General features: G+C 71.7%; 17 protein-coding genes. 8 read left to right on the top strand and 9 right to left on the bottom strand.

The window, feature by feature from the left end; translation table 11 throughout:
• Positions 1–249 precede the first annotated feature (249 nt).
• On the bottom strand, positions 250–582 hold the full coding sequence (locus tag HDA41_RS25535; protein WP_184987536.1) for a hypothetical protein: 333 nt from the start codon (positions 580–582) through the stop codon (positions 250–252).
• Positions 583–712: 130 nt separating this feature from the next.
• Here HDA41_RS25535 and HDA41_RS25530 point away from each other — a divergent pair, with 130 nt between their 5' ends.
• Positions 713–1,012 (top strand): hypothetical protein, encoded by a 300-nt coding sequence (locus tag HDA41_RS25530; protein WP_184993727.1) that lies wholly within the window; start codon positions 713–715, stop codon positions 1,010–1,012.
• A gap of 114 nt (positions 1,013–1,126) precedes the next feature.
• Here the strand turns inward: HDA41_RS25530 and hutH are convergent, their stop codons facing one another.
• From hutH to HDA41_RS25515, 3 genes are all read right to left on the bottom strand, one after another.
• Positions 1,127–2,665 carry a histidine ammonia-lyase gene (hutH, locus tag HDA41_RS25525; protein ID WP_184993726.1) on the bottom strand — a complete coding sequence of 513 codons (1,539 nt, stop codon included), beginning with the start codon at positions 2,663–2,665 and terminating at the stop codon, positions 1,127–1,129.
• A 97-nt stretch (positions 2,666–2,762) separates the two neighbouring features.
• On the bottom strand, positions 2,763–3,914 hold the full coding sequence (locus tag HDA41_RS25520) for a GGDEF domain-containing protein (protein ID WP_184987535.1): 1,152 nt from the start codon (positions 3,912–3,914) through the stop codon (positions 2,763–2,765).
• 184 nt (positions 3,915–4,098) lie between these two features.
• Entirely contained in the window at positions 4,099–4,899 is an 801-nt protein-coding gene (locus tag HDA41_RS25515) for an enoyl-CoA hydratase/isomerase family protein (protein WP_184987533.1), read from the bottom strand.
• A 214-nt stretch (positions 4,900–5,113) separates the two neighbouring features.
• Between HDA41_RS25515 and HDA41_RS25510 the strand changes: the two genes are divergently transcribed.
• Positions 5,114–5,782, top strand: coding sequence for a hypothetical protein (locus tag HDA41_RS25510; RefSeq protein WP_184987531.1), 669 nt, complete (start codon positions 5,114–5,116; stop codon positions 5,780–5,782).
• A 32-nt stretch (positions 5,783–5,814) separates the two neighbouring features.
• On the opposite strand, the gene HDA41_RS25505 is transcribed toward HDA41_RS25510, so the two are convergent.
• The gene (locus HDA41_RS25505) at positions 5,815–6,918 is read right to left on the bottom strand and encodes an adenylate/guanylate cyclase domain-containing protein (RefSeq protein ID WP_184987529.1); all 1,104 of its coding nucleotides are present in this window, start codon (positions 6,916–6,918) and stop codon (positions 5,815–5,817) included.
• A gap of 404 nt (positions 6,919–7,322) precedes the next feature.
• The gene (locus HDA41_RS25500) at positions 7,323–8,189 is read right to left on the bottom strand and encodes a biotin--[acetyl-CoA-carboxylase] ligase (RefSeq protein WP_184987527.1); all 867 of its coding nucleotides are present in this window, start codon (positions 8,187–8,189) and stop codon (positions 7,323–7,325) included.
• A gap of 110 nt (positions 8,190–8,299) precedes the next feature.
• Here HDA41_RS25500 and HDA41_RS25495 point away from each other — a divergent pair, with 110 nt between their 5' ends.
• The 4 genes from HDA41_RS25495 to HDA41_RS25485 all read left to right on the top strand — a co-directional run bounded on the left by HDA41_RS25495 (position 8,300) and on the right by HDA41_RS25485 (position 11,005).
• Entirely contained in the window at positions 8,300–9,901 is a 1,602-nt protein-coding gene (locus HDA41_RS25495; protein WP_184987525.1) for an acyl-CoA carboxylase subunit beta, read from the top strand.
• 23 nt (positions 9,902–9,924) lie between these two features.
• Positions 9,925–10,134 carry an acyl-CoA carboxylase epsilon subunit gene (locus tag HDA41_RS25490; RefSeq protein ID WP_184987523.1) on the top strand — a complete coding sequence of 70 codons (210 nt, stop codon included), beginning with the start codon at positions 9,925–9,927 and terminating at the stop codon, positions 10,132–10,134.
• An 89-nt stretch (positions 10,135–10,223) separates the two neighbouring features.
• Positions 10,224–10,352 carry a morphogenic membrane protein MmpB gene (gene mmpB, locus HDA41_RS41535; protein WP_099499542.1) on the top strand — a complete coding sequence of 43 codons (129 nt, stop codon included), beginning with the start codon at positions 10,224–10,226 and terminating at the stop codon, positions 10,350–10,352.
• Positions 10,353–10,384: 32 nt separating this feature from the next.
• Entirely contained in the window at positions 10,385–11,005 is a 621-nt protein-coding gene (locus HDA41_RS25485) for a Maf family protein (RefSeq protein ID WP_184987521.1), read from the top strand.
• On the opposite strand, the gene HDA41_RS25480 is transcribed toward HDA41_RS25485, so the two are convergent.
• Positions 10,974–11,450 (bottom strand): hypothetical protein, encoded by a 477-nt coding sequence (locus HDA41_RS25480; protein WP_184987519.1) that lies wholly within the window; start codon positions 11,448–11,450, stop codon positions 10,974–10,976. The genes HDA41_RS25485 and HDA41_RS25480 overlap by 32 nt on opposite strands.
• A 344-nt stretch (positions 11,451–11,794) precedes the next feature.
• Between HDA41_RS25480 and HDA41_RS25475 the strand changes: the two genes are divergently transcribed.
• Positions 11,795–13,570, top strand: coding sequence for an acetyl/propionyl/methylcrotonyl-CoA carboxylase subunit alpha (locus HDA41_RS25475; protein ID WP_184987517.1), 1,776 nt, complete (start codon positions 11,795–11,797; stop codon positions 13,568–13,570).
• Between the two features lie 340 nt (positions 13,571–13,910).
• On the opposite strand, the gene HDA41_RS25470 is transcribed toward HDA41_RS25475, so the two are convergent.
• Both HDA41_RS25470 and HDA41_RS25465 read right to left on the bottom strand, forming a co-directional pair.
• The gene (locus tag HDA41_RS25470) at positions 13,911–14,885 is read right to left on the bottom strand and encodes a DeoR/GlpR family DNA-binding transcription regulator (RefSeq protein ID WP_184987515.1); all 975 of its coding nucleotides are present in this window, start codon (positions 14,883–14,885) and stop codon (positions 13,911–13,913) included.
• Positions 14,886–15,050: 165 nt separating this feature from the next.
• Complete coding sequence (locus HDA41_RS25465; protein ID WP_184987513.1) at positions 15,051–16,499, bottom strand: NAD(P)H-quinone dehydrogenase; 1,449 nt, start codon at positions 16,497–16,499, stop codon at positions 15,051–15,053.
• A gap of 95 nt (positions 16,500–16,594) precedes the next feature.
• On the opposite strand from HDA41_RS25465, the gene HDA41_RS25460 reads away from it, so the two are divergent.
• A complete protein-coding gene (locus HDA41_RS25460; RefSeq protein ID WP_150482712.1) occupies positions 16,595–17,032 on the top strand; it encodes a gamma-glutamylcyclotransferase family protein in 438 nt (145 codons plus the stop codon).
• The last annotated feature ends 90 nt before the right edge of the window (positions 17,033–17,122 follow it).

Below are 17,122 nucleotides of genomic sequence, written 5' to 3'. Positions count from 1 at the left end.
CCCCAAAACCCCGAATGTCCCCGTCAAAGTCCAAGTGCCCCCGTCAGAACGAGCGAGTCCTCGCCGAGAACTTTCAACGCTACGACCGGTTCGTCCGGTTCCCCAGGTCACGCACGTGTGGGGATCACCACGTCCGCGACCGTCCGCGGCGCACGAGCGCGGACGGTGCCGACGAGGCCGGTGCGCCGCATGAGACGCAGAGACCCCGGACGACGGTTGCCGCCAGGGGTCACTCTTTTCCCAACCGCCTCAGCTGTCGCTGTCGTCGTCGCCATCATCCTCGTCGAGGTCCCACTCCGGCGAATCGGGGTCGTAGTCGATCCGCTCGCTGCTCCAGGAGGCCTGCTGGAGCTCCACCCCCGGCACCTGACTGACCAGGTCGAACGGGTCCACGAGGTACGCGAGGGCCTCCGCAGTGTCTTCCGTCACAGCGCTCTCGGCGTGGACCCGTTCCGCCGCCGGCATCTCACCGTCGTCGGCGATCCGGCGCAGCGCGGCCTTGGTGATCCCGTCCGCGTCCTCGACTTCGAGAACGAGCTCCACCCGAAGCCGGACAAAACGTGATGTCTCTGGAGTGCTCATGGCGCGAGCGTACGTCGAGGACCTCCCGTGACTTTCCCGTGACCCGCGACTTTCACTAACATCGCTCCACACGGCCAATTCGCCAGCGCCACAAGGGGATCGATATTCCGTGTCATCCGCTCGCCGTCCGTTGCTGACCGCCACTGCCGCGGCGACCCTGCTGGGCGCCCTGTGGTTCGTCCCGTCCGCCAACGCGACGTCGGACTCCCCGGTGAGAGACGCGGTCGCGTCGAGCCCGTCACCGCAGGTCGCGCAGCAGGCGCGGATCGCGGCCACGACCGCGGGCGACTCCGTCACCGGCACCGGCGCCCGCCTCGCCGACACGGGCAGCTTCGACAGCACGCCGTACGTCATCGGCGGCACGCTCTTCCTCACGCTGGGGGCGGGCTTCGTCGCGTACTCGGTCCGCCGGGAACGGCTCGGCTTCTGACGTCACGCGGCCGGGGCCCTGCCCCGCGGCAGGGCCCCGGCGGGCCTTCTCTCACCGAAACGCGGCCCTTCTCTTACTGAAGCGCCGTCTACCGAAGCGGGCCGGTGAACCGTCTTACTGAAGCGGGCCGGTGACCGTCTCCACCGCGGTCAACAGCCGCCCGTCGCGCACGAACGCCTCCGCCGCGGCCAGGTCGGGCGCCAGGAACCGGTCCGGTCCCGGGCCTTGAACTCCCGCTTCCCGCAGGGCGTCGATGACCGCCCGCGTCGCGGGCGCCGGGGTCAGCCCCTCGCGCAGTTCGATCGCGCGCGTGGCGGCGTACAGCTCGACGGCCAGGACCCGGGTGAGGTTGTCGACGGCCGTGCGCAGCTTGCGCGCCGCCGACCAGCCCATCGAGACGTGGTCCTCCTGCATGGCGGAGGACGGGATCGAGTCGGCGGACGCCGGTACGGCGAGCCGCTTCAGCTCGCTCACCAGCGCGGCCTGGGTGTACTGAGCGATCATCAGGCCCGAGTCCACACCGGCGTCGTCGGCGAGGAACGGCGGCAGGCCGTGGCTGCGGTTCTTGTCCAGCAGCCGGTCCGTGCGCCGCTCGGCGATCGAGCCGAGGTCGGCGACGGCGACGGCGAGGAAGTCCAGGACATAAGCGACCGGCGCCCCGTGGAAGTTGCCGTTGGACTCCACGCGTCCGTCGGGCAGCACGACCGGGTTGTCGACGGCGGAGGCCAGCTCCCGGTCGGCGACGAGCCGGGCGTGGGCCATGGTGTCGCGTCCGGCACCGGCGACCTGCGGGGCGCAGCGCACCGAGTAGGCGTCCTGGACGCGCGGGGCGTCGTCCTGGTGATGGCCGGTCAGGCCCGAACCCTTCAGCACGGCCAGCATGTTGGCGGCGCTGGCGGCCTGTCCCGGATGCGGCCGGATGGCGTGCAGTTCGGGGGCGAGGACCTTGTCGGTGCCGAGCAGGGCCTCCAGCGACAGGGCGGCCGTGACGTCGGCGGACGTGTAGAGCGCGTCCAGGTCGGCCAGGGCCATGACCAGCATGCCGAGCATGCCGTCGGTGCCGTTGAGGAGGGCGAGGCCTTCCTTCTCGCGCAGTTCGACCGGCTGGAGGCCGTGCGCGGCGAGGAGTTCGGCGGCCGGGCGCACGACACCGTCGGGGCCCTCGGCGTCCCCCTCCCCCATGAGCGTGAGCGCGCAGTGGGACAGCGGTGCGAGGTCGCCGGAACACCCGAGGGAGCCGTACTCGTGGACGACCGGGGTGATACCGGCGTTGAGGAGATCGGCCATGGTCTGCGCGACCTCGGGCCGTACACCGGTGCGGCCGGAGCAGACGGTCTTCAGCCGCAGGAACATCAGGGCGCGTACGACGTCCCGCTCCACCCTCGGCCCCATGCCCGCGGCGTGCGAGCGGACGATGTTGCGCTGGAGCTGTGCGCGCAGCTCCGGGCTGATGTGCCGGGTCGCCAGGGCCCCGAAGCCGGTGCTCACGCCGTACACGGGGTCGGGCTTGGCCGCCAGCGCGTCCACGATCTCGCGGGCCGCGGCGAGGGCGGCCACCGCCTCCTCGGAGAGCTGGACGCGGGCGCCGCCGCGCGCCACGGCGAGCACGTCGGACGCGGTCACCCCGGACGCCCCCACCACCACAGTGTGCATATCCATATTCAGGAGCGTACGCAGTGAATTCGATGATGTCACCACTGGGGACCCGGTTCACCCCTTACCGATACGTCACACCGCCCGGGGGCCGGCGTCAGGGCGCGTGCCGCCCCCGGAACCGCCGGCGCTCACCGCCCGCGTCCTGGGACGGCTCGTCCGCGAGCCGCACGACGGGATCGTCCGGCCCGGCCCGCCCGGCGACGACCGGCCGGGTGGCCCGCTCGGCCTTCGCCCGGTACTGGGCCGCGTCGGCGAGCCGGAACAGCCGGCGGGCGGAGCTCACGGGCCCGATCGGATCCTCGGTGGAGGCGACCCCGCAGGCCACACCGTCCCCGAGCTCCAACTCCGCCGCCCGGCGGCACAGTTCACCGGCCGCCTTCACCACCTGGTCGGCGGACGGCCCGGTCGCGAGGAGACAGAACTCGTCCCCGCCGAGCCGTGCCGCCAGGGCCCCCGGCAGCATGGCCCCGCACAGCGACAGCACCGAGCCGAAACGCTCCAGGAGCCGGTCGCCGACGGCGTGCCCGTGGGTGTCGTTGACGCGCTTGAGCCCGTTCAGATCGCAGACGACGAGGCTGACGACGGTTCCGTCCCTGCGGTGCCGCTCGATCGCCTGCTCCAGGTGTACGTCCACGGCACGACGGTTGGCCAGTCCCGTCAGCGCGTCGGTGAAGGCCAGGCGCCGGGCCTCCTCCAGCCGCTCGGTCTGGGCGATGCCGGCGGCGACGACGGCGGCCAGGACGGTGGCGAAGTCGGCGTCGGCCCGCTCGAAGACGGGCTCCCCGGCCGGCCGGGCGACGTACAGCTCGCCCCAGGCCCGGCCGTGCAGCACGATGGGCGCGACCACGCAGCAGCCGCGGCCACGGCGGCGCAGGGCGACGACGCGCTGGTGGCAGTACCCGGGACGCCGCCCGGCGGCGGGCCCCTCAGCGGTCTCCACCCACGCGTCCGGCTCCCCGCCACCGGCCCACCGCTCGTGCAGGAACTCGGTGATCTCGGCGAACTGGTGCACCGGGTAGGACTCGTCCTCCGGGAACTCCTCCTCCCCGTCGGCCAGCTCACCGACGTTCACGAGGACCTTCAACCGCCCGAGCTCCCGCTCCCACACCGACAGCGCGGCAAAGCTCCCACCCAGCGCCCGGCACGCCCCGACAGCCGCCGCACGCCACGCCTCATGCGACCCGTGTGCGGCCGCCATCCCCTGAGCCAACGCGACGACAGCCACGAGCCGTCTGTCCTCACCCATCACCCCAGGCTAGGCAGTTTCCAGCCATTTGGTTCTGTTGACGGGGCGAACGGGGAGACCTGGCTGCGGGCAATCGCGCCCCCAAGGGCGGCACCCGTCCCGAAGCGGCACCCCGCTCCGCCGGACTGCGGACCCACCCGACCCCAGCGACAGCGCCGAGCACGGGACAACCGCCCCCCCCGGATCACTCCCCCGGCCACTCCGGCCGCCGCTTCTCATTGAACGCAGCGACCCCCTCCGCCCGGTCCCCCGAAAACGCCACAGCCCGCCAGGCCGCATCCTCCACCTCGAGCCCAGCCCGCAGGTCCAACCCCTGCCCCAACCGCAACGCCCGCTTCGCCGCCCGCAACCCCACAGGCGAATTCCCGGCGATCCGAGCAGCCAGCTCCAACGCCGACTCCCGGTCCCGCCCCTCCTCCACCACCTGATCGACCAGCCCCCACTCCCCCGCCTCGACGGCCTCCACCCGCCGCGCCGAGAAGATCAGCTCAGCCGCCCGCGCCGCCCCCACCCGCCGCGGCAGCAACTGCGTACCCCCGCCCCCGGGAATCACCCCCACCGACACCTCCGGCAGCCCCACCACCGCCGTGCGGTCCGCCACGATCACGTCACACGCCAGCGCCAGCTCGAACCCGCCCCCCAGCGCGAACCCGTGCACCGCAGCCACCGTCGGCACGGGCAGTTCCAGCACCCCGGTGTACGCCGCCCGCGCCACCGGCCGCTGCCGCACCAGCTCCGCGTCGCTGAACGAGTTCCGCTCCTTCAGATCCGCCCCGACACAGAACGCCCGCTCATGCGTCGAGGTCAGGACGACCACCCGTACGTCCCGGTCCTCCCCCAGCGCCGCACACGCCCCGGCGATGGACCGCGCCATCTCCGTCGACACCGCGTTCATGGCCTTGGGCCGGTCGAGGACGAGCTCCGCGACATGCCCCTGCTCATGCCGCCGCACCAGGACGAACTCCCCGAACCGTTCCTCACTCATGACACCCTCCGGTTAACGTCGGTTAACACCTCACCGTTCCGATCATCGCAGCCCCGCCCCACCCGCGAAAGAGCGGACGCGTCCGGTGCCCGCGGTACCACCCCGCCCACCCGTTCGAGTGACATCACCCCATCTCCGCTCCGATCGCCCATGGGAGCGCATAGCGTGCATCCGCCGCGGCGCACTGGGGGCGCGTGCGTACCGGGGAGGAACCATGACGACCACGAACACGCCGGCGAAGCCACAGCGGAACACGCCGTACGAACCAGGCACGCCCTGCGAACCGGACCCGACGGAAACCGGCCCCGTGTCCCCCCGCTCACGAGGCCGGCACCGCAAGCCCCGCCCTCGCAAGGCCCTGCTCGCCGCCGGCGGCCTCGCCCTGGCAGCCGGTGCACTGAGCCTCGTACGCCTGACCTCCGGCCCCGGCACCGACAGCGTCGCCACCGTCGAGGCCGAGCCTCGCCCGGACCCGGTGACGACCGGCACGGACGAGGCCGCGAACACCGACGCCACCGCCCTCACCACCCCCGAGGCGAGCCCCTCGTCGCCCACCGCCCTGGGCGGCCCGCCCCCGTCGCCGGGCACCCGCGGCCCGGCCGACGCCTCGTCCGCCCCGTCCGCGTCCCTGCCCGTCGACACCCGAGGGGCGGATAGGGCAGCGACTCCCCGGCCGACGACCACCGCCGACGCGGCACGTCCCCAGGCCCCGACGGCCACGGGCAACGGCAAGGCCTCACGCCCGGCCCAGACCACGCCCTCACCGCCGGACCGGAACGCCCCCGCGGCCGAGCCCGAGCCCGAGCCCGAGCAGCCGAAGAAACCGCACGACCCGGGCCTGTGCGTGCCGGTCATCGGCCTGTGCCTGGACCCGCCGAGGTGAGAACCCTGACCGGAGAGCCCCGACCGGCCCCGTCAGCCGCCGTCCCGCCGCGTGAGCAGCCACGGCTCGACGACGCCCAGCCCGCGCACCGGCCGCTGCCACATCGGCTGCAACGCGAACCGGTACGTCGGCGGCTCCTCGCCCTCCTTCTCCGCCGCCGCGGCCTCCTCGGCCGCCTCCGCCTCCGAGGAGGGGGCGTCCTGCGTGCGGATCAGCTCCTCGGCGAAGGCGGTGTCGACGAGCACGGCGTCCTTCGGAGCTATCGAGGTGAGCCGGGAGGCCAGGTTCACGGTCGTACCGAAGACATCACCCATACGGGTGGTGACCGTGCCGAACGCCATGCCGACGCGCAGCTCCGGCATCGTCTCGTCGTGCGCCATGGTCTCGATCAGCCGCAGGGCGATCTCGGCGGCCGTGCCCGCGTCGTCGGCGGCGTACAGCACCTCGTCCCCGAGGGTCTTGATCAGCCGGCCGCCGTTCGCCGCGACCAGGTCGGCGGCGGTGGTCTCGAAGGCCTCGACCAGCTCGCCGAGCTCCTCCTCCTCCATCCGGCGGGTCAGCCGCGTGAACCCGACCAGATCGGCGAAGCCGACCGCGAGCCGCCGGTCCACCATCTCCTCGTCGTCCGCGGCCTGCACGACCCGTCCGGCCGAGGCGGCGAGCTGCCGCCGCCAGACGTAGACCAGGAACTCCTCCAGCTCGGGCAGGAGCAGCTCGACGATCGGGTACGTCACCTCGGTGCGCGTCATGCCCGGTTCGGGCGGCTCGGTCAGCCCCTCCAGGAAGGAGTCGATCTGCCACTCGGCGAGCCGCGCGGTGGTCTGCCCGGTGGACCGGGCCACCTGCACGGCCATCGCCTCGCTCAGCAGCCCCGCCTCGACGAGACCGGCGAGGCGCCGCAGTGCGAGGACGTCCGCCTCCGTGAGCGCCTTGGCCTGCCCGATGTCGGCGAAGCCCATCGCCCGCCAGAAGCGGGAGGCCAGTTCCATGGAGACGCCGGCGCTGCGGGCCGCCTGGAACGGGGTGTAGCGGCGCTCGGCGCCCAGGATGAGCCCTTCGAGGCGCAGGGCGAGCGGATCCTCGCCGGAGTCGGCGCCCTGCGCGTCCTCGCCGGAACCCGAGTCGTCGACGGTCACGCGTGCTGCCCTTCCGATCTGTCACGGTCATGTATCGACCGGCCTCAACTCTACGGCAGGTGTGCGCCAGCTCACTCCGTTAGGTGGAGCCGGAGGGTGAGGTGAGGTACCCGGCCTGTCCGAGGCACCCGGCGTTGCCCCACCGTCCCCAGGGGGCTCCGCCCCCTGGACCCCCGATCGGCCTGAACGGCCTCGTCCTCAATCGCCGGACGGGCTGAGGGGGCTGATCAATCCGCCATCTGCGGACCGCCGGTCCCGCTAGCTGCGGGCAGTCGTGCCGCTGGGGCGGCACGGGTGGGCGATGGGGGTACCCCCTGCTCGAGCGAAGCCGAGAGCTTGGGGGAGGCACCCCGCTCCGCCGGGCTGCCCAACGCTCCGCCCCCAGCGACAACGCCGAGCAACCGTCAAGCAGGCCTCAGGTGCACGATGTCCCCCGCACCCACAGGCTCCTGCACCCCCTCCCCCGTAGCCAGCACCAACCGCCCGTCCCCGTCCACGGCAACCGCTTCCCCCACCACCGCCCGATCCCCCGGCAACTCCGCCCGCACTTCTCTCCCGAGCGTCGCGCACCCCGCCGCATATGCCGCGTGCAATCCGCACGTACCCGCGTCACCCGCCGCCGCACGCCACTTCCCGTACCACTCCTCCAGAGACCGCAGCACCCCCCGCAGCAACGGATCCCGATCCGTGCTCACGGCCCCGGCCAGCCCCAGCGACCCCGCCGTGGGCACGGGCAGCTCGGCCTCCTTCAGCGTGACGTTGATGCCGACGCCGATGACGACCCCGCCGTCACCCGCCCGCTCCGCCAGAATCCCCCCGGCCTTGCGCTCCTCGCCCCGCACGGTGACCAGCAGGTCGTTCGGCCACTTCAGCGCCGTGTCGACCCCCGCCGCCCGCGACAGCCCCGTCGCCACCGCGACACCCGTGAGCAGCGGCAGCCACCCCCACCGCGCCACCGGCACCTCGCTCGGCGTGAGCAGCACGGAGAAGAACAGGCCGGAGCGCGGAGGCGCCGTCCACTGCCGGTCCAGACGCCCGCGCCCGGCCGTCTGCTCCTCGGCGACGAGCACCGCGCCCTCGGCGGCCCTGCCCTCGGCCGCCCGGGCGACCAGGTCGGAGTTCGTGGAGCCGGTGCGCTGCACCACGTCCACCTCGGACCACAGCCCGCCCTCATGCACCAGACCCCGGCGCAGGGCGGTGATGTTGAGGGGCGGACGGTCCAGGTCCGACCAACGGCTACCGTTCGGCTCTGATGCATCTCGCGGCGTCATGCAAGCCACCCTAGGTGTGGTAAACGCCGCACTGCCGATACGAAGGCACCCCACTACTCTACGGATGAGTAACCGTCCCCCCTTTTGAGCAGGCAGGGAGCCACATCCCGATGTCCGAGCCGGAAGAGCAGCAGCCTGACATTCACACGACCGCGGGCAAGCTCGCGGATCTGAAGCGCCGCATCGAGGAAGCGACGCACGCCGGCTCCGCACGCGCGGTCGAGAAGCAGCACGCCAAGGGCAAGCTGACGGCCCGTGAGCGGATCGATCTCCTGCTCGACGAGGGTTCCTTCGTCGAACTCGACGAGTTCGCCCGGCACCGTTCCACCAACTTCGGCCTCGACAAGAACCGGCCGTACGGGGACGGGGTCGTCACCGGTTACGGCACCGTCGACGGCCGCCCGGTCGCCGTGTTCTCCCAGGACTTCACCGTCTTCGGCGGGGCCCTCGGCGAGGTCTACGGGCAGAAGATCGTCAAGGTCATGGACTTCGCCCTGAAGACCGGCTGCCCGGTCATCGGCATCAACGACTCCGGCGGCGCCCGGATCCAGGAGGGTGTCGCCTCCCTCGGCGCCTACGGCGAGATCTTCCGCCGCAACACCCACGCGTCGGGTGTCATCCCGCAGATCAGCCTGGTCGTCGGCCCGTGTGCGGGCGGGGCCGTCTACTCCCCCGCCATCACCGACTTCACGGTCATGGTCGACCAGACCTCGCACATGTTCATCACCGGGCCCGACGTCATCAAGACCGTCACCGGCGAGGACGTCGGCTTCGAGGAGCTGGGCGGAGCCAGGACCCACAACTCGACGTCCGGCGTCGCCCACCACATGGCGGGCGACGAGAAGGACGCCATCGAGTACATCAAGCAGCTGCTGTCGTACCTGCCGTCCAACAACCTCTCCGAGCCGCCGGCCTTCCCCGAGGAGGCCGACCTCGAGGTCACCGACGAGGACCGCGAGCTGGACGTGATCGTCCCGGACAGCGCGAACCAGCCGTACGACATGCACACGGTGATCGAGCACGTCCTGGACGACGCCGAGTTCTTCGAGACGCAGCCGCTGTACGCGCCGAACATCGTCACCGGCTTCGGCCGGGTCGAGGGCCGGCCGGTCGGCGTCGTCGCCAACCAGCCGATGCAGTTCGCCGGGTGCCTGGACATCAAGGCCAGCGAGAAGGCGGCCCGCTTCGTGCGGACCTGCGACGCCTTCAACGTCCCGGTCATCACCTTCGTCGACGTCCCCGGCTTCCTGCCCGGCGTCGACCAGGAGCACGACGGCATCATCCGCCGCGGCGCCAAGCTGATCTACGCCTACGCCGAGGCGACCGTCCCGCTCATCACGGTCATCACCCGCAAGGCCTTCGGCGGCGCCTACGACGTGATGGGCTCCAAGCACCTGGGCGCCGACCTCAACCTCGCCTGGCCCACCGCCCAGATCGCCGTCATGGGCGCCCAGGGCGCGGTCAACATCCTGCACCGCCGCACGATCGCCGAGGCCGAGGCGAGCGGCGAGGATCTGGAGGCGGTCCGCGCCCGGCTGATCCAGGAGTACGAGGACGCCCTCCTCAACCCCTACGTCGCGGCCGAGCGCGGCTACATCGACGCGGTGATCCTGCCGTCCGACACCCGCCGGCACGTCGTACGGGGTCTGCGTCAACTGCGGACGAAGCGGGAATCCCTGCCTCCGAAGAAGCACGGCAACATCCCCCTCTAGCCCCAGCGACCCAGGAGGCCCACATGACGATCAAGGTCGTACGGGGCAACCCGACCCCGGAGGAGCTGGCCGCCGCTCTGGCGGTGGTCAGGGCCCGCGCCGCGGCGGCGGCCGCCACGCCGCCCGGCGCGCCGGCCGCCCGCGACTCCTGGTCCGACCCGTCCCGCATCGCGACCCATCGCCTGCCCCAGCCGGGCCCGGCGGCATGGGGCCGCACGTACTGGCCGGGCTGACCCGTCGGGGACCCGTAGGGGTGGGGCCTGGGACAAGTTGAGTACTCGTACTCAGGCGCCACCCCGCCCTCCGTCCGACGATGGAAGGCATGCTGTGGTCCGACCCCGAGAACGAACCGCCGAAAGAGCTGCGGGACATGCAGGACATGCTGCGGCGGCTGGGCGTTCTCATGGCGTTGGCCATGGTGCTCGCGATGATCGTGATCGGCGTGAGGTGAGACGCGTCAGGTGACGCCGATACGCTGAACGCATGACAGATCAGCCGCGCCGCCGACTCGTCCTCGCCTCCCAGTCCCCCGCCCGGCTCGGGCTGCTCCGCCAGGCCGGTTTCGCCCCCGAGGTGATCGTGAGCGGCGTCGACGAGGACGCCGTCACCGCACCCACACCCGCCGAGCTGGCGCTCGCCCTGGCCGAGGCGAAGGCCTCCGTCGTGGCGGCCCGGCCGGAGGCCAGGGGCGCGCTCGTGATCGGCTGCGACTCGGTGCTCGACCTGGACGGCCAGGCCCTCGGCAAGCCCGCGGACGCCGAGGAGGCCACGGCCCGCTGGAAGGCGATGCGCGGGCGCGCCGGAACACTCCAGACCGGTCACTGCGTCTACGACACGCTCTCCGGCCGCTACGCCTCCGCCACCGCGTCCACCGTCGTCCACTTCGGCGAGCCGACCGACGAGGAGATCGCCGCCTACGTCGCCTCCGGCGAACCTCTCTACGTCGCCGGTGCGTTCACACTGGACGGCCGCTCGGCCCCGTTCATCGACGGCATCGACGGCGACCACGGCAACGTGATCGGTCTCAGCCTGCCCCTCGTCCGCCGGCTGCTCGCCGAACTGGGCGTCGGGATCACGGAGTTGTGGGCGCCGGCGGAGAAGTGACCGGGGTTCCGTCGCCTCCCGTCCGGCCCTGGGGCGCGGCGTCGGCGGGCTCGGCCGGACGGTCGTACGTCATGAGCAGCAGCACGATCAGGCCGAGCACCAGCACCATGAACAGGAACGCGGGCCAGCCGACGAGCCCCCACGTGAAGGCGCCGAGCAGGCCGTGCACGACCGCCGCGCTGACCAGCAGCACCCGCCCGAAGCCCGCCGGGGGCCGGTCCCGCAGCGCCACCAGCAGGGCGACCAGGCCGCACAGCGCGAAGTAGAGGCCGAAGGCGATCCCGCCGATCTTCGACGACACGGACATCATGTGCGGGTCGAGCCCGGCCAGGGACATCTCCTGGCGGTCGACGACGACGCCGAGGAACCAGTTCAGCGCGGCGACTCCGAGCGCCTCACCGAACAGCACCACCGCCACGACCCACGCCACCGGCCTGCGCACCACCGGGCCCACCCACTTACCCCTAGTACGTTCGAGACATCGCGAACGCTACTCACCGGTAAACCCTGGGACAAGGGTTCTGCGGCGGGCAAAGAATCATTGGGCCATTCGTAGGGACTCCACAAAGAAACCGAGTGGCCCGCAGCACGTGATGACAGAGACCTTGGCCACAGGGGAGGGCTAGGGTTTGCCGGAGAAGTACTGCCTGCCGCTGCGCGACAAGGGATTTCGCGGGTCGAGCGAGCCTCGCATCACGCTCCGTGTGGGAAAGCTCACCACTGGGGACGGGTCGAAGTGCCGTGTCGGCAGTCCCTAAACTCGGCTTGTTTCAAGGAGGGAGCCTCATCGTGCGCAAGGTGCTCATCGCCAACCGTGGCGAAATCGCTGTCCGCGTGGCCCGGGCCTGCCGGGATGCCGGCATCAAGAGCGTGGCCGTCTACGCCGACCCGGACCGGGACGCTCTGCATGTCCGCGCCGCGGATGAGGCGTTCGCCCTGGGCGGTGACACGCCGGGCACCAGCTACCTCGACATCGAGAAGGTGCTGAAGGCCGCGCGCGAGTCCGGCGCGGACGCGATCCACCCCGGCTACGGCTTCCTCTCCGAGAACGCGGACTTCGCGCAGGCGGTCCTGGACGCGGGCCTGATCTGGATCGGCCCGCCCCCGCAGGCGATCCGCGACCTGGGCGACAAGGTCGCGGCCCGGCACATCGCGCAGCGCGCGGGCGCCCCGCTGGTGGCGGGCACGCCCGACCCGGTGTCCGGTGCGGAGGAGGTCGTCGCCTTCGCCGAGCAGCACGGGCTGCCGATCGCCATCAAGGCGGCGTTCGGTGGCGGTGGCCGCGGTCTGAAGGTCGCGCGGACGCTGGAAGAGGTGCCGGAGCTGTACGACTCGGCGGTCCGCGAGGCCGTCGCCGCCTTCGGCCGGGGCGAGTGCTTCGTCGAGCGCTACCTCGACAAGCCGCGGCACGTCGAGACCCAGTGCCTCGCCGACCAGCACGGCAACGTGGTCGTGGTCTCCACGCGTGACTGCTCCCTCCAGCGCCGGCACCAGAAGCTGGTGGAGGAAGCGCCCGCCCCCTTCCTGTCCGACGCGCAGGTGGAGCAGCTGTACTCGGCCTCCAAGGCGATCCTGAAGGAGGCCGGCTACGTCGGCGCCGGCACGGTCGAGTTCCTCGTCGGCAACGACGGCACGATCTCCTTCCTCGAGGTCAACACCCGCCTCCAGGTGGAGCACCCGGTCACCGAGGAGGTCGCCGGCATCGACCTCGTCCGCGAGATGTTCCGCATCGCCGACGGCGAGGAGCTCGGCTACGACGACCCGGTGCTGCGCGGTCACTCCTTCGAGTTCCGCATCAACGGCGAGGACCCGGGCCGCAACTTCCTGCCGGCCCCCGGCACGGTCACGACGTTCGCCCCGCCGTCCGGCCCGGGTGTGCGGCTGGACGCGGGCGTGGAGTCCGGAGCGGTCATCGGCCCGGCGTGGGACTCCCTGCTGGCCAAGCTGATCGTCACCGGCCGCACGCGCAAGGAGGCGCTGGAGCGGGCCGCCCGTGCCCTGGAGGAGTTCCAGGTCGAGGGCATGGCGACGGCGATCCCGTTCCATCGTGCGGTGGTGCGGGATTCGGCGTTCGCGCCGGAGGTGCACGGCCAGGACGGGCCGTTCACGGTCCACACCCGCTGGATCGAGACGGAGTTCGTCAACGAGATCAAGCCCTTCACGGCGGCTGCGGACGCCTTGGAGGCGGACGAGGAGCCGGGCCGCGAGACGGTGGTCGTCGAGGTCGGCGGCAAGCGTCTGGAGGTCTCCCTCCCGGCGTCCCTGGGCATGTCCCTGGCGCGCACGGGCCTCGCGGCCGGGGCCAAGCCCAAGCGCCGCGCGGCGAAGAAGTCGGGCCCCGCCGCCTCCGGCGACACCCTCGCCTCCCCCATGCAGGGCACCATCGTCAAGGTCGCGGTGGAGGAGGGCCAGGAGGTCAAGGAGGGCGACCTCGTCGTCGTCCTCGAGGCCATGAAGATGGAGCAGCCGTTGAACGCGCACAAGTCCGGCACGATCAAGGGCCTCAGCGCGGACATCGGCGCGTCGGTCACGTCCGGCGCGGCGATCTGCGAGATCAAGGACTGAGCGAACCGGACAACGCCTACGGCGCGGCCCCGGCTCGGGGCCGCGCCGGTGGTGTCTCCACTCAGCCGCGGGCAGGCGTGGCCGGCCTAGTTCCCTGGCTGCGGGCAGTCGTAGCCGCCTTGGCTGCGGGCAGTCATGCCGCTTGGGCGGCACGGGTGGGCGCTGGGGGTACCCCCTGCTCGAAGAGCTTGGGGGAGGCACCCCGCACCGCCGGGCTGCGCAACGCCCCGGCCTCAGCAGCCGCCGGCGGCACCTTTCCACGCCAGGCTGTCGACCCACACCGCCCCGGCAACAACGCCGAGCACCTGGCAATCAGCAGCGACTCAGCTGACCCGTCGGGTCAACGCCGCCGCAGATCGGCAACCCTGGCCCGCTCCGCCCCAGGACTCTGCTCCCCGAGCATCGCGGCCGACCGCAACCCACTCCCCGCCCCCGGCGCCTGCCTCCGAGGCCCGGGCAACGGCACATCCCGGCGCTGCTGACGCGCCGGGACGGCATCACCCCCGGGGCTCCCCGCCCCCGCCGAACCCCCCGGCGCCCCCGCGACAGCGATCTGCACTCCCTGATCGGCGAGTGCCTGAAGCTCCGTCGCCGCACGATCGTCGTGGGCAGGCGGTTCGTCCGTCACGAGGCGGGTGATGAGATCCGTCGGCACGGTCTGGAACATCGTGTCCGTCCCGAGCTTGGTGTGGTCGGCGAGGACCACGACCTCCGCGGCGGCCTGCACCAACGCCCGGTCGACCGACGCCGACAGCATGTTGGACGTGGACAGTCCCCGCTCCGCGGTCAGACCACTCCCGGACAGGAACGCCCGCGACACCCGCAGCCCGTGCAGGGACTGCTCGGCACCGCTGCCGACCAGGGCGTAGTTGGAGCCGCGGAGCGTACCGCCGGTCATCACGACCTCGACCCGGTTGGCATGGGCCAACGCCTGCGCGACGAGAAGTGAGTTGGTGACGACGGTCAGCCCGGGCACCCGGGCGAGCCGGCGGGCCAGCTCCTGGGTCGTCGTACCCGCCCCGACCACGATCGCCTCGCCCTCCTCCACGAAATTCGCGGCGAGGTCGGCGATGGCGGTCTTCTCGGCGGTCGCGAGATGAGACTTCTGCGGAAAGCCGGACTCCCGCGTGAAACCGCCCGGCAGTACCGCACCGCCGTGCCGGCGGTCGAGGAGTCCTTCTGCCTCCAGCGCGCGCACGTCCCGCCGTACGGTCACTTCGGAGGTCTGGACGACGCGGGCGAGCTCACGGAGCGACACGGCCCCGTTCGCTCGCACCATTTCGAGGATCAATTGGCGACGTTCTGCAGCGAACACGAAACTGACAGTAACGCCAGCGACCGTCTGCTTTCAGCAGTTTGCGCTGAATAGCAGAAGATGTTCGCGCGGAGCAGCGGGAAGTGGTATAGGGCCTAGTCCGCCCGCCTATGCCGTCCGCACGGTCGAACACTCACCGTGACCAGCGAGGAGTCGGATGCGGCCTCAGCCCTCGCCGGTGTCCTTCCGGGTGTGCAACTGCCGTGCCACTTCGGCGATCGAGCCCGACAACGAGGGATAGACGGTGAAGGCGTTCGCAATCTGTTCGACTGTCAGATTGTTGTCGACCGCGACCGAGATGGGGTGGATCAGTTCCGAGGCACGCGGCGCCACGACCACACCGCCGACCACGATCCCGGTCCCCGGCCGGCAGAAGATCTTGACGAAGCCGTCGCGGATGCCCTGCATCTTCGCGCGCGGGTTGCGCAGCAGCGGCAGCTTCACGCCCCGAGCGTCGATCTTCCCGCCGTCGACGTCGGCCTGGGTGTAGCCGACCGTGGCGATCTCCGGGTCGGTGAAGACGTTCGACGAGACGGTCTTCAGGTTCAGCGGGGCCACGGCATCGCCCAGGAAGTGGTACATGGCGATACGTCCCTGCATGGCGGCCACGGAGGCGAGGGCGAACACGCCCGTCACGTCACCGGCCGCGTACACGCCCGGAGCGGTCGTACGCGACACCTTGTCGGTCCAGATGTGACCGGACTCGCGCAGCCTGACGCCGGCTTCCTCCAGCCCCATGCCCGAGCTGTTCGGAACGGCACCGACGGCCATGAGGCAGTGCGACCCGGTGATGACCCGCCCGTCGGAGAGGGTCACCTCGACCCGGTCCCCGACCCGCTTGGCGGACTGCGCCCGGGTACGCCCCATGACGTTCATTCCGCGCCGCCGGAAGACCTCCTCCAGCACGGCGGCCGCGTCCGGGTCCTCACCGGGCAGCACCCGGTCCCGCGACGACACGAGCGTCACCCTCGACCCCAGCGCCTGATAGGCACCGGCGAACTCGGCACCGGTCACACCCGACCCGACCACGATCAGCTCCTCGGGGAGCTCGTCGAGGTCGTAGACCTGGGTCCAGTTCAGGATCCGCTCACCGTCCGGCAGGGCGTCGGGCAGCTCACGGGGGTGCCCGCCGGTGGCGATGAGCACCGCGTCGGCCGTGAGGGTCTCCTCACTCCCGTCGGCGGCGCGCACCACGACCTTCCGGGACCCGTCGAGCGCCTGCATGCCCTCCAGCCGCCCGCGCCCGCGCAGGACACGCGCCCCGGCACGCGTCACGGAGGCCGTGATGTCGTGCGACTGGGCGAGCGCGAGCCGCTTCACACGCCGGTTGACCTTGCCCAGGTCGACCCCGACCACCCGGGCGCTCTGCTCCAGATGCGGGGTGTCGTCGGCGACGATGATCCCCAGTTCCTCGTACGAGGAGTCGAAGGTGGTCATCACCTCGGCCGTGGCGATCAGGGTCTTCGACGGCACGCAGTCGGTCAGCACCGACGCACCGCCCAGACCGTCGCAGTCGACGACGGTCACCTCCGCACCGAGTTGGGCGGCCACCAGGGCCGCTTCGTATCCGCCGGGTCCGCCACCGATGATCACGATCCGAGTCACGTACTCCATTGTCCCGCACGCCTCGACGTGACACCGCCCCGGGGCCCGCCCGATGCGGCTCCGTTACGCGGGTGACCCCGGGGTACCTGCCGTACTCTCTCCCCATGTCGCTCTACGCCGCGTACGCCGGCAACCTCGACGCGCGGCTGATGTCCCGCCGCGCCCCGCACTCGCCGCTGCGCGCCACCGGCTGGCTGAACGGGTGGCGGCTGACCTTCGGCGGCGAGCACATGGGCTGGGAGGGTGCCCTGCCGACGATCGTCGAGGACCCCCTCTCCCAGGTCTTCGTCGCGCTGTACGACATCGCCCCCATGGACGAGGAGTCACTCGACCGCTGGGAGGGTGTGGGGCTCGACATCTACCGCCGTACGCGGGTACGGGTCCACACCCTGGAGGGTGACGAGCAGGCCTGGGCCTTCACCCTCAACGCCTACGAGGGCGGTCTGCCCTCCGCCCGCAATCTGGGCGAGATCGCCGACGCGGCCGAGTCGGCCGGCGCCCCGCACGACTACGTGATGGAACTCCGCAAGCGCCCCTGCTGACCCTCTCTTCGTCGGAAACGACAAGACAACGATCGTCACCCCGTGAGCTCCGCCATCTACGCGCGTAGGCAATCACCGGCTACCCTCGTC

Source organism: Streptomyces caelestis (assembly GCF_014205255.1).
Classification (GTDB): domain Bacteria; phylum Actinomycetota; class Actinomycetes; order Streptomycetales; family Streptomycetaceae; genus Streptomyces; species Streptomyces caelestis.
The sequence above is the reverse complement of the archived record's forward strand: the minus strand, read 5'-3'. Positions and strand labels throughout refer to the sequence as shown.